Source organism: Flectobacillus longus, assembly GCF_030056705.1.
Taxonomy (GTDB): Bacteria; Bacteroidota; Bacteroidia; order Cytophagales; family Spirosomataceae; genus Flectobacillus; species Flectobacillus longus.
In genome coordinates this window covers 163,494-178,938 of the sequence record NZ_JASHIC010000020.1, presented here as the reverse complement: position 1 = coordinate 178,938, position 15,445 = coordinate 163,494, and the positions used below count along the sequence as shown (strand labels likewise).

Annotated in this window: 23 protein-coding genes and 1 pseudogene; 23 read left to right on the top strand and 1 reads right to left on the bottom strand. The window is 36.7% G+C overall.

Annotated features, from left to right (window positions below):
- Positions 1 to 529: 529 nt before the first annotated feature.
- Both QM491_RS15885 and QM491_RS15880 read left to right on the top strand, forming a co-directional pair.
- A pseudogene (locus tag QM491_RS15885) lies at positions 530 to 1,471 on the top strand (AbiTii domain-containing protein); the annotation flags it as partial.
- A gap of 18 nt (positions 1,472 to 1,489) precedes the next feature.
- On the top strand, positions 1,490 to 2,506 hold the full coding sequence (locus tag QM491_RS15880; RefSeq protein ID WP_283328485.1) for a putative phage abortive infection protein: 1,017 nt from the start codon (positions 1,490 to 1,492) through the stop codon (positions 2,504 to 2,506).
- 234 nt (positions 2,507 to 2,740) lie between these two features.
- On the opposite strand, the gene QM491_RS25555 is transcribed toward QM491_RS15880, so the two are convergent.
- Positions 2,741 to 2,839: a hypothetical protein gene (locus QM491_RS25555; RefSeq protein WP_374761265.1), complete on the bottom strand. Its 99-nt coding sequence runs from the start codon at positions 2,837 to 2,839 to the stop codon at positions 2,741 to 2,743.
- On the opposite strand from QM491_RS25555, the gene QM491_RS15875 reads away from it, so the two are divergent.
- From QM491_RS15875 to QM491_RS15775, 21 genes are all read left to right on the top strand, one after another.
- Positions 2,823 to 3,056, top strand: a complete 234-nt coding sequence (locus QM491_RS15875) for a hypothetical protein (RefSeq protein WP_283328484.1) — start codon at positions 2,823 to 2,825, stop codon at positions 3,054 to 3,056. The genes QM491_RS25555 and QM491_RS15875 overlap by 17 nt on opposite strands.
- Positions 3,057 to 3,252: 196 nt before the next feature.
- On the top strand, positions 3,253 to 5,748 hold the full coding sequence (locus QM491_RS15870; RefSeq protein WP_283328482.1) for a hypothetical protein: 2,496 nt from the start codon (positions 3,253 to 3,255) through the stop codon (positions 5,746 to 5,748).
- Between the two features lie 605 nt (positions 5,749 to 6,353).
- Positions 6,354 to 6,563, top strand: a complete 210-nt coding sequence (locus QM491_RS15865) for a hypothetical protein (protein ID WP_283328481.1) — start codon at positions 6,354 to 6,356, stop codon at positions 6,561 to 6,563.
- A 2-nt stretch (positions 6,564 to 6,565) separates the two neighbouring features.
- Positions 6,566 to 7,360, top strand: a complete 795-nt coding sequence (locus QM491_RS15860) for a hypothetical protein (protein WP_283328479.1) — start codon at positions 6,566 to 6,568, stop codon at positions 7,358 to 7,360.
- Positions 7,338 to 7,814, top strand: coding sequence for a hypothetical protein (locus QM491_RS15855; protein WP_283328478.1), 477 nt, complete (start codon positions 7,338 to 7,340; stop codon positions 7,812 to 7,814). Before QM491_RS15860 ends, QM491_RS15855 begins: the two co-directional genes overlap by 23 nt.
- Positions 7,815 to 7,821: 7 nt before the next feature.
- On the top strand, positions 7,822 to 8,565 hold the full coding sequence (locus QM491_RS15850; protein WP_283328477.1) for a hypothetical protein: 744 nt from the start codon (positions 7,822 to 7,824) through the stop codon (positions 8,563 to 8,565).
- 56 nt (positions 8,566 to 8,621) lie between these two features.
- The gene (locus tag QM491_RS15845; protein WP_283328476.1) at positions 8,622 to 8,930 is read left to right on the top strand and encodes a hypothetical protein; all 309 of its coding nucleotides are present in this window, start codon (positions 8,622 to 8,624) and stop codon (positions 8,928 to 8,930) included.
- A 7-nt stretch (positions 8,931 to 8,937) separates the two neighbouring features.
- Positions 8,938 to 9,765 (top strand): hypothetical protein, encoded by an 828-nt coding sequence (locus QM491_RS15840; protein ID WP_283328475.1) that lies wholly within the window; start codon positions 8,938 to 8,940, stop codon positions 9,763 to 9,765.
- Positions 9,762 to 10,226 (top strand): hypothetical protein, encoded by a 465-nt coding sequence (locus QM491_RS15835; RefSeq protein ID WP_283328474.1) that lies wholly within the window; start codon positions 9,762 to 9,764, stop codon positions 10,224 to 10,226. Before QM491_RS15840 ends, QM491_RS15835 begins: the two co-directional genes overlap by 4 nt.
- A 2-nt stretch (positions 10,227 to 10,228) precedes the next feature.
- Positions 10,229 to 10,513, top strand: a complete 285-nt coding sequence (locus tag QM491_RS15830; protein ID WP_283328473.1) for a hypothetical protein — start codon at positions 10,229 to 10,231, stop codon at positions 10,511 to 10,513.
- Between the two features lie 147 nt (positions 10,514 to 10,660).
- Positions 10,661 to 11,275, top strand: coding sequence for a hypothetical protein (locus QM491_RS15825; protein ID WP_283328472.1), 615 nt, complete (start codon positions 10,661 to 10,663; stop codon positions 11,273 to 11,275).
- A 91-nt stretch (positions 11,276 to 11,366) separates the two neighbouring features.
- Positions 11,367 to 11,552, top strand: a complete 186-nt coding sequence (locus QM491_RS15820) for a hypothetical protein (protein WP_141234674.1) — start codon at positions 11,367 to 11,369, stop codon at positions 11,550 to 11,552.
- 1 nt (position 11,553) lies between these two features.
- Complete coding sequence (locus QM491_RS15815; protein WP_283328470.1) at positions 11,554 to 12,348, top strand: hypothetical protein; 795 nt, start codon at positions 11,554 to 11,556, stop codon at positions 12,346 to 12,348.
- Positions 12,323 to 12,796 carry a hypothetical protein gene (locus QM491_RS15810; RefSeq protein ID WP_095160461.1) on the top strand — a complete coding sequence of 158 codons (474 nt, stop codon included), beginning with the start codon at positions 12,323 to 12,325 and terminating at the stop codon, positions 12,794 to 12,796. The genes QM491_RS15815 and QM491_RS15810 overlap by 26 nt, the downstream gene beginning before the upstream one ends.
- Positions 12,796 to 13,029 (top strand): hypothetical protein, encoded by a 234-nt coding sequence (locus QM491_RS15805; RefSeq protein ID WP_095167759.1) that lies wholly within the window; start codon positions 12,796 to 12,798, stop codon positions 13,027 to 13,029. The genes QM491_RS15810 and QM491_RS15805 overlap by 1 nt, the downstream gene beginning before the upstream one ends.
- A gap of 13 nt (positions 13,030 to 13,042) precedes the next feature.
- On the top strand, positions 13,043 to 13,771 hold the full coding sequence (locus QM491_RS15800; protein ID WP_283328467.1) for a hypothetical protein: 729 nt from the start codon (positions 13,043 to 13,045) through the stop codon (positions 13,769 to 13,771).
- Between the two features lie 23 nt (positions 13,772 to 13,794).
- A complete protein-coding gene (locus QM491_RS15795) occupies positions 13,795 to 14,295 on the top strand; it encodes a hypothetical protein (RefSeq protein WP_283328466.1) in 501 nt (166 codons plus the stop codon).
- On the top strand, positions 14,207 to 14,641 hold the full coding sequence (locus QM491_RS15790; RefSeq protein ID WP_283328464.1) for a hypothetical protein: 435 nt from the start codon (positions 14,207 to 14,209) through the stop codon (positions 14,639 to 14,641). The genes QM491_RS15795 and QM491_RS15790 overlap by 89 nt, the downstream gene beginning before the upstream one ends.
- A 1-nt stretch (position 14,642) precedes the next feature.
- A complete protein-coding gene (locus QM491_RS15785) occupies positions 14,643 to 14,963 on the top strand; it encodes a hypothetical protein (protein WP_095160456.1) in 321 nt (106 codons plus the stop codon).
- A gap of 1 nt (position 14,964) precedes the next feature.
- Complete coding sequence (locus QM491_RS15780) at positions 14,965 to 15,270, top strand: hypothetical protein (protein WP_095167751.1); 306 nt, start codon at positions 14,965 to 14,967, stop codon at positions 15,268 to 15,270.
- Positions 15,271 to 15,272: 2 nt separating this feature from the next.
- Positions 15,273 to 15,422, top strand: coding sequence for a hypothetical protein (locus QM491_RS15775; RefSeq protein ID WP_283328463.1), 150 nt, complete (start codon positions 15,273 to 15,275; stop codon positions 15,420 to 15,422).
- Positions 15,423 to 15,445 lie beyond the last annotated feature (23 nt).

Sequence of the window (15,445 nt, the reverse complement as noted above, 5' to 3'; positions counted from 1 at the left end):
AACACCCTTCTTGGGCTTCGTTCCGCTACGCTACACTCAGCCCAAGAAGGGTCTAAAACATAATCAAAGTAGACAGATTATGTATATTTTTAAACTGTACTAAAAATGGGAAGCCGACATAAGGTTTCCACAATATAATACGAATTAAATATCAAAGAATTTCTCTAATCTTAATTTTTAAACAGTATTATTCGAAGAAAATCTAACCCTTTATTTACTCATCTAACTAACCCCTGATAGAAATACTCCAATTGATTTCTATCAGGGGTCTATTGTTTATAAATATGTGGTAAAAAGTTATATTGACTTTGGTTAAAAAACACTTACTTCTTGCCAAATATTCGTTCATACTTAAAGCAAGTTGGATAGGCGAAATAAAATTCAATTATATTGCGGTTATATAATCGTTAGCGGTAATGCTAAACAGACCGTTTAGGTTTAGACTAAAAGAAAGAAATGAAATGATAAAAAATAAATAATGAACCAAACGATAGATTGGATAAATACTGTAATTTAAGAGCTTGTTGACCCTCAAGCAAAACTTAAAGATACTTTACTTAAAGTTCAGGTTCTTGCTTTCAAGATTAAGAACAATAAACTAAAAGAATGGGTTGACAATGAATTAAATGGTTTCAATGGTAAAGAGGTTCCTTCATATAGAAAAATACCCTCTGCGGTTTTTGGTAATCTTATTCAAGACAGAGGGTTTGGTAGGATGATGACAAGAAATCATCACGCTCTCCCAATAGAGTATTTAGAAAAAGACCTTCGGGATGCAATGATGAGCGTTGCAATAAATTCTTCTGTTTCTGAGTTGGAGCATATGATAGAAAAAGGTGGAGAGTATCAAATTAACATTCCTCACCTCATTCATAGAGAAATAACTAAACTACTTTCTAATGATTGGGTAGTTGACTCTGCTTGGCAAAAAATCAGCTTAAATAGTATAGAAGGAATAATAAGTGCAATCAAATACAATCTCCTTACTTTTCTACTAGAACTTGCTGACGAAATAGGTGAAAACGAAAATATTGATATTATGGAACATAAGAAAAAATTTGATAATTTGTTTGATAAAACAATTGGAAATCTAAGCGGTGAAACAATAAACATTTCAATAGGTACGGACAATGTTCAGGCAGTCAGCACAGGTGGCAATGCTAAACTCAATGTCGCTAAGGGAGAAAAAGTTAATCAGACCATAAATGTTGAAGCTCAACAAGAACTTTCCAAATTTATTGAAGAATTGAAACTTCAATTAGATAATCTCCAACTTATGATGGACGATAAGAAAGACATAATTAATGAAATTTCAAGAATTGAAACCCAATTAAGCAGACAACACCCAAAATATCCAATCATTAATGAGGCACTCAAAGTTGTAAATGGAATTTTAATCGGAGTTGCGGGTAATGCAATGACACCGCCTATTTTGGAACGACTAAGTTGGTTAATAATGCAATTTCAATAAGCAAGCAAAATGATAATAATGGACTATAGAAAAATAGCTTTAAGAACAATTACTGCAAGTATAATATTTGCGATATTAACCTTAGCATTATTTATTTTCAAGACAACAGAACTTGACACAAAACTTCCTATTGAAAGTTCAATTCTTGCAGACTATGGAACTCTTGTAGGTGGAATATTAGCAGCAATTTTTAGTTTAATAAGCATTTTACTTGTAATTCAATCAATCAATGAACAAGAAAAACAGAATGAATTACAAAATATTGAGTCAAGATTTTTTGAACTATTAAAAATTCAAAGAGAGAATGTAAAAGATTTTTACTCAAAAGGGAAATTCGGAAAATCAGTAGTTATTGACATTTATGACGAATTTAATGAATTATTTGAGTTTGTTAAGGCTTGGTATACCTTTGAAAAATCTGAACTCACTGACCAAGTAGAATGGAATAAAAGATGTTCTCAGGTTGCTTATCTCATAACTTTTTTTGGTATTGGAAACAAAACTACAGACAACCTTTTACAACAAATAAAGACTATAATATCAAATGACAATTTCTTTGACAGAGAGTTCAGCTTTGCACTAAAGTCGATGTGTGATGATCATATTAAACGAAGAAAAGAAAATAAAGATAAGCCAAAAGAACAAAAAAGGTTTATTGACCACGATGGTCATCAATCACGCTTGGGTCATTATTTTAGACATCTGTTTCAAACTGTAAAATTTATAGATGAACAACCTTCTCGCCTATTGACATACAAGGATAAGTATTTTTACGTAAAAACATTAAGAGCACAATTATCAACACACGAACAAGCTATTTTTCTATATAATTCATTGTCAAACCTCGGTAAACCTTGGGAAGTAGGACAAACTGAAAATAACAATAAACTAATAACAAAATATAATTTAATTAAAAATATTCCACTAGGTTTCACAGGAACAATTGACCCGAAAAATTATTATCCTGATGTAGTGTATGAGTATGACAATCAGAAAACAACAAACAGAATTGAACTTGATAAGCACTACAGCTAACAGGCGTAGCTGGTGCTCAACTCTTTTTCTCTAAAAACCCTCTTACTGAATGCATCCAGACCTCTTTTAAAGCGATTTAAGATAGGTTTGTTTTTCAGTTTTTGAAAAGCATACTCAAACTTGAAGCGCTCACAATTGGGTTATGAATGACGACTGATACACTTTTAAGAGAGGCATAAATTATCCCTTCAGGAAGGGCAATAATATGCTTGGTTTATTCACAATGAAGAGTAGTTATTTCTGCAAGTTGTAAACTAAACTTGCCATTAATACGAGTTTGTTGGTAGATTTGATGCCTCGTGTGTGCACTCGTTTCATGTTCATAAAATTCACAAGTGTACATGTCACAGGTTCGACGGTTCTACTACGTATTTGTACCTTTCGCTTGGTGTATCTGGGAAGCTTGAGCAAGGTCAAAAGAGAAATGGCATTAATCATGACAGTTCACAACATCAAACGTAGTCTGTACCTCATGGCTATATCTACATTAATGGAAAAGCGCTATGAGATTCAGACTATGCCAAAACAAACTATTTTGGCAATGAAATAGCTATTTTAAGCCTGATTGCACCGAATAAAGAAAATGATTGGAAACAAGTTACCTAGAAAACAGAGCCTCTCAGAAAGCACCTAAAGGCCTCCTAAGATAATAATATTACAATTTTTTTATTAATTTAAGTTTTTTCACAGACAGCCATTGGCAGTCATACTGAGGAACAATACTAAACATAAAATAGACTATTAAATTGGAAGAAAAACTCGACAAACTAAGAGAGCATATCTTGTTTGAAACGGTCGCTGATTCAAATATTCACGAAGCAGAAATTTTAAACACATATTATTCCGTTTTAGACCATTGGTTAGAGGATTATGGTTCATATAGAAGTTTATCACCCCATATTTTACATACTTTTGAAAAGTATTACACTAAATCTTTAGCATACTCTCTTCACATTTATTTTCAACTATATTCTCAAGTTGCAAATCTTCCAATAAAAAGAGAATTTGACAATAGTATTACAGGCATCAAGCCCACAGACAAAAGTGTTGAGAATTTCAACAAGATTTTGGAAAGTAGCTTGTCCAAGAATGAAATACTTAGAATTTCTGACTTTGAGTTAAACACTAACGATTTTTCAGATGTTGAAATAAAAGAAGTAATTAGTTTTCTCATAGATAAGGTTCAATATACATCTATTCAAAGTCTAAGTTGGGACATAAGGCAAGTAGAATCGATAATATTGGACTTAGTTTACCTAAGAGCTCTTTGTGTCAAAGTTGAAGAAACAGAGTTATTTTATTATGTAAGTAATCTTTGTGTTGACAGGCTTTTTACATCAGAGTTCCATCAAGAAACAAGAGATTTGAGTGAAGAAATTCTCATTGCTTCTTTTAAGGATAATCTTATTGAATATGGATATTTCATTTGCTTTAGAGTCTACTCAAATCAAGCAAGTATTCAGGTCGCTTTGTTATATGGAAATTTGTTTTTAAATGCCATTAGAAAAAAACAAACTATTCCGAGTAACAGATTTCAGTTTGAAATAATTTGGCAATACTTGAAATTTTTCAGGAATTGCAAATTATATCCGTGGGCTATTGAAGTTTATGAAAATATTCCCACCAACCTTTCTCTTACTTCCTACGAAAGACACTCTCTTGATAGTAGTTACTTTACTTGTAAACTTGGAATGAATGATAAAAGTTTAACAACAAATTTGTACGACTATCTAAACAAAGAAAGGGAAAGTATTTTAGCAGAAGGCGAAAATGGTTGTCGTCCGTGGTTAATTACGCTCTACAATATAAAGAGATTTAATCAAGTATGGAGTTTTGACGATTCGGGTTTGGGATTTTACATTACTTTATTTGAAAGCATTGTGCAACGTGAAAAAATTGAAAATTTAAAAAACATAGTAACTGGTAATTCCGACCAACTTAAAAATCAACTCAAAGAGTCTTTACTGAAATTATCAAGAACAAGAAATAGGTCTGACTTTGTATATGATAATGACAGAGCGATATTGATTGCAAGTAGATTGATTGAGGAAAGTTTTAGTAAGAAAGACGTTGAAGCAATTTTGCTTTCAATGCTTGTTAAATCAGACTTTAGTGTAAATTTTATTGACAAAGAAAGTCAAGAATTAGTACCTCTTGATTTGACAGAAATAGATCAAGCATTATTTTACGAAACTTATGAAAACCCAATTGACAATTTAAAAAAAATTCCATTAAGAGAAACAGATGCGGTAATTTGGATAATAAATTCAGAAGATAAACTTTATCAACTAACCTACAACAAATCAGATTTTGAATTAAATCAGTTGGTAAACTGGAATAGAATAGACTTTCAAAAATGGTATGAAGAAAAATTGCCCAAAATGGATTTTGATACAGCGGGCAAAGATAATCGTGGAACTGTCAGAAGTTTTTTCAAAGAAGATTATGAACTGCAATCTAAAAAAATAGTCAAGGATGTTTCATTTCCAGGAATACTGAATACTTCTGGTATCAAAAAAATATTACTTGTAAAAGATATGGCGGTAAGCGAACTACCTCACAATTTTTTACTGAACGAAGAAAGAGAATTACTTGCATTATATACAAGCATAACGAATATATTTTCTGTCGAATGGCTCAATTCTAAGTTAAAAGAAAATAACCAAACAACAGCAAAAGATAAAGCAATATACATTCCTATCGAAGGAGGAGATTTAACTATTAACATGCTTTATGAATCAATCAAAGAAACATTGAGGGAGCATTCTGTAATAACATCAACTTCGCTAACGGATTTTTCGCCAATAAATTCAACAATCAATATTGTTTCATCTCACGGTAACAAAGACATCTCATCTACGCAGGTATTCTATCCTAACGAAAACAATGTAATTTATAATTTAAATGGTATTTTGGGGGCGGGGAAAATATTGGTATTACTTGTTTGCCATTCAGGTTCAACACAAGAATTTTTCTTTAGAAATGAAATTGCTTCTCTAATTAAAAGATACTTAACTAATGGATATGAAGCTGTAATCGCACCATTTTGGGCGTTGCACATTGATATTCCGCCTATATGGCTGCCAGTATTTATGACACTAATTGACGAAGGTAAAGAAGTTAGTGAAGCAGTTTATCAAGCTAACAAAGCTGTTTATGAATCATATCCAACTCCAGCGGCTTGGGCGAGTATGCATCTCTACGGAAATCCATTCTTTAAAATTGACTATGAAAAAAACTAATAGCGAGTTTAGTACAAACCGCACAAACAGGTAATTGATTCACAATTCATTTTTTCTAAAAATACGCTTTTGTAATAAACTTCCAGACCTCTTTTAAAGCGATTCAAAGGAGGTCTGGGCGTATTTTGTGGATATTAATTTCAAACTTGTGGAAGTACCTAAATTTTAGCTATAATATGATTATTTATCTTATAAAGTTCCCTAAAATATATAACCTCACCCAAGCTTCACCCTAAACACCCTCTCCAATATCACTATCTCCTCCCCATAAAAAGTGTTACGTTCATAGAAAAATGATGGGAGCTTTGTGCGGAGTCCCCCTCTGTTGATGTGGCGATTAAATGTAGCTCTACTTTCGCAATTAAGTATAGTCCTAATTTCTTTTTTTGTAATACCTCTCATCGGTCTAAAGTTAGAATTGTTTCAAAAGCGTTTCATTAGTGTTTCAATAGTGTATCAGGGCTTGCGTACGAAGTGTAGCCATCACACCTTTACAAAAACAAAAGGCAGATGCTAACTAAAGAGAGGATGAGTGAGGTTTTTGTGGTATCTCTGGAAAAGACTATCAAAAATACACTTTTTCTCTCTTCTAAACAACTACGAACATGACTGATATTGTAGTAAATGCTCAAAATGAAGCAATCAGAAATCACAAGTCTGAACAATTAAGACAACACCTCTCTGCTATCAATACACTCTCCAAAGAATTGAATGATTTAGGTCTTGCTGTCAATATTTTTGACACTGAAGATGAAGACAATAATGTCATTTCAAATCCTATAACACTCATTGCTGAAATCTCAAAACCTTACTGACAATGGAGGATATCGCACGTGTCGGCATTGGGGCAAGAGTACCTGAACTTACCAAAAGGAGTCTTGAAATAGAGGCTGGAATTCTAGGATTTGAAGGGCTATCATCCTTGCTCAATTATCTAATTTCAAACAGAAGCATTCTCTACATCAACAGGCTTGATTATGACGCTCACAAAGTACATATCTGTCTGTCTGAAAGTGAACTTTCGGAGTTATACGAGGTAGTTCAAAATCGAGAAAAAGGACAAAATGAAAGCCAAAAACTGGATTTTCAAGACTTTTTGAAGGAGGTCTTTTTTACAGGTTTAGCCAAAATGGCGTTAACGCACCCCCACCCTCTCACTCAAAGTTGTGAAAATAGTGTAAACGCTGTTAACCAGCCGTTTACACGTGTTAACGCTAGCGTTAACGAAGTAAAACATGGCGTTAACGCCGTTAACGACTACCAATATGATGGGGAACAACCAGATAAAAAACCAGAAATTCAGACGCAAAGCTCGTTCGCTATTAAGCTTCGTCTTGAAGAACTCGAAACACAGCTTCAGCAAGCACAACAGGAAGCAATTTATTATCGCAGTCAGTACGAAAAACTATCGCTTGTACAAGCTTCTCAACAGGAGAACACGGCAAGCTATCAAGCATTGTCCATAAAGTTTGATGAACTACTCAAGAGCTTGGAATATGTCTTTGGAATAGCGGCAGAACTTGCTAATGAGCCTCATTTTAGGGAGAGAGATTATACTCCAGAATACTTTGCCGAACTCTTAGAAAAACATGAAAGTACTAGCGGTAATTGACATAGATGATACCACTCATGCACCCTTGGAGGTATGCAAAATATACGATGAAGGAGACACGGCGTTTTGGGATTCGTTTTTTCAAGAGGCACTTAATAACCTCCAATATCGTAATCAGATTTCCAAGACAGAGGAGTTCAATCAAGTCCATCTAAAGGCGCTTTTCGAGATGCTTATCAAGCAAGGGGTGCTCACTACTCAAGGGCTTCAGCTAGAACCATTGATTATGCACTCAGTGGAAAAGCATTATGCTCAGACCAAGTTTCGCTGGAGTTGGAGAAAGAAGAAAACCAAGCAACTGGAGGAAAAATATCTACAAGCATCTTCGGCTTTTCAATCAAGGCTTAAGGAAAATCTCTGGACGGCTAGCATGCTGTGGGGTAAGAGGTTTATAAAGAGTACGCGAATCGGAAAAGCTATTATAGAGACATTCGAAAGACTAGACAAAAAATAAAATCATCATGTTTGAGAATCTAAAAAATACTTTCAATAAGGGCAAAAGCGCAATTGAATCCACACAACAATTCGCTCAAAATATCAATGCCATTGCACAAGGTCCTGGGCTATTTGGTTTGGCGGGTACTCCACAACAAACAAACGAAATTCCTCAGCAGAGTTATCCATATCAAGAGACGACAACTGTTAATTACCAGCAAGCAACCATTGCTCCAGTACAACCTACATTCGCAGCTCCCATCGAGCAGGTGGAAAAGAACCTTCGACAAGAAGCAAAGATTAACGCTCGAAGAATCTGTTCAGTGCTACGCCAAAAGGGTGTGACCATGCGTGTACTGTTTACGATGGTAGTAAAGGATTTGGATGAAGAGAAAAAGCTTGAGGAGTACGAAAAGGAAAACGACATTGATGAAATCGATGAAATATCTGATTTGCCTGACGAGATTAGAGTCGCTCTGCAAAACAAGATGAAACTTAAAGAGTTCACTAAGCTCACGACTAACATTGAAGAAGATTTACTGGAGCTTTTAGAGGATACTCTTTTCCAAAAGTACCGACTGGAGTATATGGCTGGTAAACATCAGATGATTTCGGAAATGGATATCATTAGTATGTACACAACCATTATGACTACGCCAATCTATGAATTGGGTGCAGATATGTTGGTGGATAAGGCGCTCAAATACAAAAAGCCCGCTCTGGAATATGGTAAGCAACTCTTAGAAAAATTCACCAACAAGAAAACCTAACATGGAGAAGCTTGGACAATTTATCGAACTCATTTTAACACATATTATCTAAAACTATGTTTGGATTAGACCTATCAGCTCTGCAAGAAAAAACAAAGAATATTCAGGAGCATTATATCAATATGGAAGTTTCTCATGAACACTCCAGTGGTGTTTGTGTGATAGTTACTGCGAATAAAGTCAAAGATTTATACTTTGATGTTGAAAAACATTCACATGAGCAAGTAAAAGACGCCATCAATCAATGTTTCGAAAAATTGAATCACACAAAAAAAGAATACTTCGAGACTAATATTGATGCTCTTTTAGAAACAGTACCTAAGATATTCAGACAAGAACTCAAAAACCAGCTACTTGGTAGCTAAGACAATTATGGACTATCACTTGTACAAACGCATACAAGAAGCCCTGTCCAATAGTCCTCCTAACGCTGAACAACAAGCCTTCAACTGGCTTGTTGTGGGCGCTCAAAAAACAGCTAAGACCACCACAGTGCTTCAGCTTGCCTATATCATCCAAGCAATGGCAATGCAGATGAAACTTATCAAAAAGGTGCTGATATATGATCCTATGTTTCATGAGTCTTTTGAGCCAGCAGGTATTAGGAAAGCCATAGGTTTCATCAACCCCAATTTTGTGCTACCGAACTACAAAGTCATTACAGTCGATGAAATTCAAAGTTATGGTGCTAGTAAGGAGGATTATTACTGTTGGGCAGTAGTAAGAGATAGAGGCAGCAGGGTTCAGGACTTTTGTCAGGAGGCACTTACGTTGAAGAATGCCATTACTATTTTGGACGATGTGGGCTCTCGTATAACTGGGAACGTAAGAAATTTTCCACAGTACATCGACCTACTGGCCTACAATCGAATTAACTGCAATGATGTGTTTCTTATCTATCATCAATATAAGTACGTTCCGCCCTCATTTTGGCAATATTTCCAAAGAGCCATTGTCAAACAGTCCAATGAACAGAAGTTTTCGGATGACATTTACCCACGTGATTTGTATATCCAAGCACAAAAAGAAGTCACCTTGGAAAATAAAGAAAGGATATTTCCCAACAAAATGAATTTGGCTTACAGGATACTTCTACCGAACGAAAATCTAAGTTTCAAAGAGGACAATGGCTACTTTATCGCCACCGACGAAAGTGGGAACGAATATCTTCTGTTACAAGACCAAATAATTGACTTATGAAAAAATTTGGATTCTACTTTTTTACCTTTTGTATGCTGGTGATTGCTATTGGTTTAGGTTCGTTGTTGGGTGTATATGTCTTTTTGAAACTTATCAGCAAGAATGTCACGAAAAAAGACCTTGAGGATAGAGAAAAGCAAATTACTCAAGAAGCTCAAAAAAAAAAGAACAATCAGACCTCGAACAAAGCCCTTGGAGATTGTTCCCCTACATCCACCACAACTAAACTAGACGAAGTTTCGGAGGTAGCTCGCAAAATCAAAAACAAGGAATATGACCAAATTGGCATGCAAAGAGCCATTCTTAGGGAATTCAGAACACCCTGTAATAGACGATTTAGAATCAATTATTTGGGCTATTTCTGGATTCCCCCTGAATATCATGACGACTGGCAGGATGTTGATATTGTAGAACAATCCGATTTCAACATTCATCAATTTATTAGGAACCTATACAAATAATCGTGTCACGCAAAGACCTAGTTTATCTTTCAACATTAGCTAAGGAACATAATCTGCATTTAAGGTCCTACATGGATTTAATGGCGGTTTATGCAGACTATCTATTGCATGAATACCAACTAAATCTCAACGATTATAAAGGAAAGTGTCTCCCTGCATGGGTCGTACACCTCTGTAGAGAACTCAACCCCTCAGACTTCGAAATCAACTCTATGAAGGACGAAGGGAAGTTCTATGAATGGCTTGAATGGATTGGTGCTATCAAAAATCGAAGGTATAAGAGCTGATTTCACGGAACTACAGCCGACTCCATCGTATTCGAGCGTATTACAGCGTATTTGAGCGAAAACTAGCGTCAGGAATTAATGGAGTTAAACAACCTTTGTATCTCAATATAAACACGAATTCACTCTCATTTTAAATTTAATAGCAAAATGTCGTTAACTCTTAACAAAAAGCACCCTTCTACTGATATTAAAGAAGGGGAGCTGATTTTCATTGCCAATTTGGCTAACGATCCAGCAGTAAACTATCAGGTGGCAGCCCTTAAAGTTGCCAATATTGAAGACCCTGTTGCGATTGTTTTTGACCCTCGTACACAGTACAACCCTTCTAAAAAATGGTTTTTCAAAACCAAGGAATACCTTACTCAAATCGGTGCATCTGAGGAGATTGCTAACAAATTTGCTAATGCGTCTGAATTGGGAGCGCTTGACAATACTGTTGTTGCAAACATCTTTGGTTCGTCTCAAGTCCTTTTCACTAGCACAAATGCAACGGCGTTGGGTGATACTACTATCACTTCTGTCACTAAAATTACTGATACTTCAGGTTCAAGCGATTCTGGTTCGGGTAATGGCTCTGGCTCTGGTTCAGGCTCTAGCAATAATCCTGGCACTGCTAACGCTTCTACGGATGCAGCAACCAAAACTATCCTTGGTATGGCTTGGTATTGGGCAGCAGGGATTGGTGCTGTGATTGTCGTTGGTGGTGTATATATCGCTAAAAAACTCTTTGGCGGAAAGAAAAAGAAGCCGATTGAAAGGTAAAAATTCTAGTAGAAAAATTTGAAGTCAGGAGAGTCAGCAAAGTACTCTCCTGATTTTATAAGACTTTGCTCTCTCACCCTTAAATCTTCTCATGATGACTAAAGATGAAGTAAGGGAAACTCTCAAGGAAGAAGCTAAGGAAAAAGCTTACACGTTCATTGACTTCGTAATTGGTGCCATATTCATGGCGCTCTTTGTAACCATCGTAGTTTTTGGTGTAAGAGGTTTTTCTAAGCTTTTTTCAAAACTTTTCCCCAAACTAAAAAAGGATGAATAGTATGAACTTTCTCGATTATCTCACCACCCTGACCACTGCTGACACGAGGCAGGCGCAGGGAAGGCTTGTGAAAGTCTCTGCTACAACCGCTTACGGATTGACATTTATCTTTTCAGATGCCAAGCCAAGCGTGATTACGTATCCCAAAGGCGCTTTGTTAGGAAGGATTAGACAAACCACTACAGTAGTAGATAAAACCACGAAGAAAACAGTTGCTTACACGGCTGTAGATTTGGACGAACCCTTACTGGTTGATGCAGTAAACCAAAAGTACTTGACTTACTTATGGTTCAAACCTACTGAACTTGAATTTGCGGATAATGGTGAACAACCAAGGGCAGACAACAAAACTGAGTTAGTTCCACTGTATTGCAATACCACCTCAGGGGTAAAACTTCGACCAGAAGCTAATACACTCAAGAAGGAATTGAAAATCGTTAGCTATGGTAACATTGTAGGATACACCGACAAAAGCACCAAGAAATACCTCACCATTACCTTTTTGAAGGTATTTGATGCCAAAGGAAAGGCAATCGGGTGGGTTGCTAGTGATTACGTATCTTATAGCAAGCCACAGTCAAAAGCCCTTCCAAAAGTCGATTCCTCTGGAGAGTCAAGCTCTGTAATTGTTAGCCAAGATGATGACCCTCAATCTGGAATCTCCGATTCAACTGGAGCTGGGATTTTGAAAGTGGTTTTGTATGGCTTTTTCTTTTTGCTTTTTAGTCTGTTCTTCTATTCTATGTATCGTGCTTATAAAGACAAAAAAAATGAAAGAAAAGCTAAACTGGTATAAGACCTTATTGGTCACAAAGCCCATCACAGCCATCCTTTTGTTTCTTGTGCCCATTGGACTTATCGGATACTTTATTTTCAATCTTGGTAAAGACAAAGGCTTAAACACTCCTCCAAGTGATGCACCATCTCCTGAATACCAGCCTCCAACGGCTCAGGAAAAGTCAGTCTTCGAGGAATGGACAAAGACCACAGGAAAAGTAATTGTAGAACAGGCTCACAACTATTTTACAGCATGGTATAGCAAGGTATGGTATGGAGAAATGCGTGATTTATGTCATACTCTCAAGGAACTAACTGACAAGGAGTTGATTTGGATAGCTAACGACTACAACCGAAAATACTTCAAAGATGGGACATTCTTAACTGAGTTTATTGACCATAAGCTCTACGCAACCGCAGCCTACGATAGTGTACTTACTAGGCTCACAAAACTCAAGGCAAAGTAATGGCAAACATCTTAGATACCCTTGCCAACATCCTTTCTACCGACGAAATTAAGGATTTCATTACAGGCAAGAAAAAGCCTGAAATCACGGTGAATACCAACGTAGAGATGGAAACTGAAACAATTAAGAATGTCGCATTCTATTTGTTTCTGGCACTCGGAGGATTTGCTATCATCCTAGCATTCCTCATGTTTTGGGCAATGAAGTTTGCCCTATCATCCTTCAAAAATTAAACCCTCAATGGCAATGGGAAAGAATTTGGATAAAAATATCAATATCGAAGAACTCAAGGCACAAGCGGAAAAAAGAAAGCAAGATGCTGAGCTAGAGTTGCAACGAGTCGAACAACTGCAACAAGAACAAAAAGAAGCTGAGAAACAGCAAAAAATAGATGAAAGGCAGGCTCTTCTCGACAACGTTGCAACCTTCATGGCTCAGTCAAGACAAGAGGCTCTTTTAGGAAATCTCACAAAGGCGGAAACGCTCAAGGGATTTGCTGAGGATGCTAAAAAACTGGCAAATGAAATCGTGATAGAGGGAGAACAATCCGAAGAACTTGAAACAGAACTACCAACTGAGCCATTTTTTGGCAAAGGGTACTCGGTAGCAAGACGATGGATTCTTACCACACTATTCACTTTGGCACTCTTTGCTATTTCAAGCTATCTCAATCACCTTGTCAAGCTTGAGGGAACAGACATCTCAATGGCAGTGCGGTCGGCTTGGATTGACTTCATTATCAAGCTCAATCATTGGTCAATTATGTGGCTCATTGTAGACGTCTCCTTGCTTATCAACTGGAGCGTTGTGTATCGATTCAGAAACAATCACGAAGCACCCGAACATAACTTAATATCGAAATGGTTTCTCAATTGCTCAGACGAATTTCAGGTAAAGCAAGCCTTGTATTTGGTATATGCCAAAGCTTTCTCATTTGCCATCATGTATCTAGCCAGTCCAATCACCAATTCGTAATTAGACAGGCTGTAGTAGACACGATGAAAAGCCTCTATCATAATCTGGAAAAACCCAATAATAGAGGCTTTCTTATCGACAAAATCAACAAAACGGCAGGTGCGCCAAAAGGCTCAGCCTATTGCTCAGGCGGAATTATCTATATTGGTAAATGCAATAAGCTTCCTGTCACGGCCACACCACGAGCACTCTCATGGCTCAAGAGGTCAGCTATTAAACGGCAACATGGTAAGGCTATCACCACTGAGCCTGTGGTCAAAGGTGATATCGCTCTTTTCAATTGGAAAGGGAATCAGTGGCACGTTGAAGTGGTCACACAATGGAATATTTCAGGTGACAAAACAAGGTTTCGTACTGGAGGCTTCAATACAGGTTCTCCCTACGACCCCAAACGAAGGAAACAAGGTATTTTCCCACATCTAAGACGAAAACAAGATGCAATCATCCTCAACTATCAAGAGTTCTGGAGGCTCAACAGCAAAGAAGTCAAAGCTCTTAATCATTGGCTCATTCATCGGCATTAGTTTACTCTCCTGTTCTGATGCCCAATATCAAGTAGTTGATCATTTGTTGGGCATTGAAACACCAGAGAAAAAGGATACAGTCGATATTGACAAGGCTGACTTGAAGCTATCCGAACTAGATACAGTCCCTGAATTCGGAACGCTGGACTATTTTGATGCGACGGATACGGCATTCGCTAGATTGGAAGAAAAAACACCAAAAACACACAATCCATCTACGCCACCAAGAAAACAGTATCGAAGACCCAGAGACCGATTGTCCATGCGCTCAGATAGCGAAATAGAAAAAGCCTTTGAAGAGGCAAAAAGAAAGATAGCTCAAATGTACGATTCTACTAACCACTAATATGTTACTACAAGTTAATTATGAGCAAATTTTCACACCGATTGTTGTATCTGGAATAGTTGCTCTGGTGGTGTGGATTTTTAGAACTAAAACTGAAGAGACGAAGGAAAGAATTGACGCAAGACAGGAAGAAATCAAAGACATTCAAGAGAGGCAAAACAAGCATGGTGAACGTATTGCGGTACTAGAGAAAGATTCTCTTAACCAGCAAAATGGTATCAACGAACTTAAACAAGCGCTCAAGGAACAAAAGGCTGACTTCACGGCTCAATTCAACCATCTCTCAAGTCAAAATAACGAAATTCTAAAGCAGTTAAAATAGCATGAAAAAACTCATCTTTTGCTTACTATTCGGATTTATTCCGATGCTAGGTTTTTCACAAACCCTCAGTCAAGATACCTTATCACCTCCTAGTGTGGTGGTTGTCATCCAGCAAAATTACGTATGTGATTCTGCCGATTTTCAACCACAAGCGCCACAAAATGCCAAGAAGCCAAAGCCTCAAAAAGCTCCAGTAAAAAAGAAGAAATTCATGAAACGAGGAGATTTTTGGTCTAATGTACTCGACCTTACTAAGATTATTGTCCCTGCATTAGTAACCGTTTTAGCCGCTACTTCAGCCAAATAATTATGGAAGAAAAAGAGCTAGTTTCTCAAAAGTTGCAATACGCTTCTATCATCGTTTCAATGACTTCAGGTCTGATTTCGATTGTGTGGGTATCTTATCAAGCAGGTGTTTTTTTCGGGTTATGGGGAAAACCTAAACGTAAAACTTTTTAAGCTAACTTTTAGACTTTAACCTA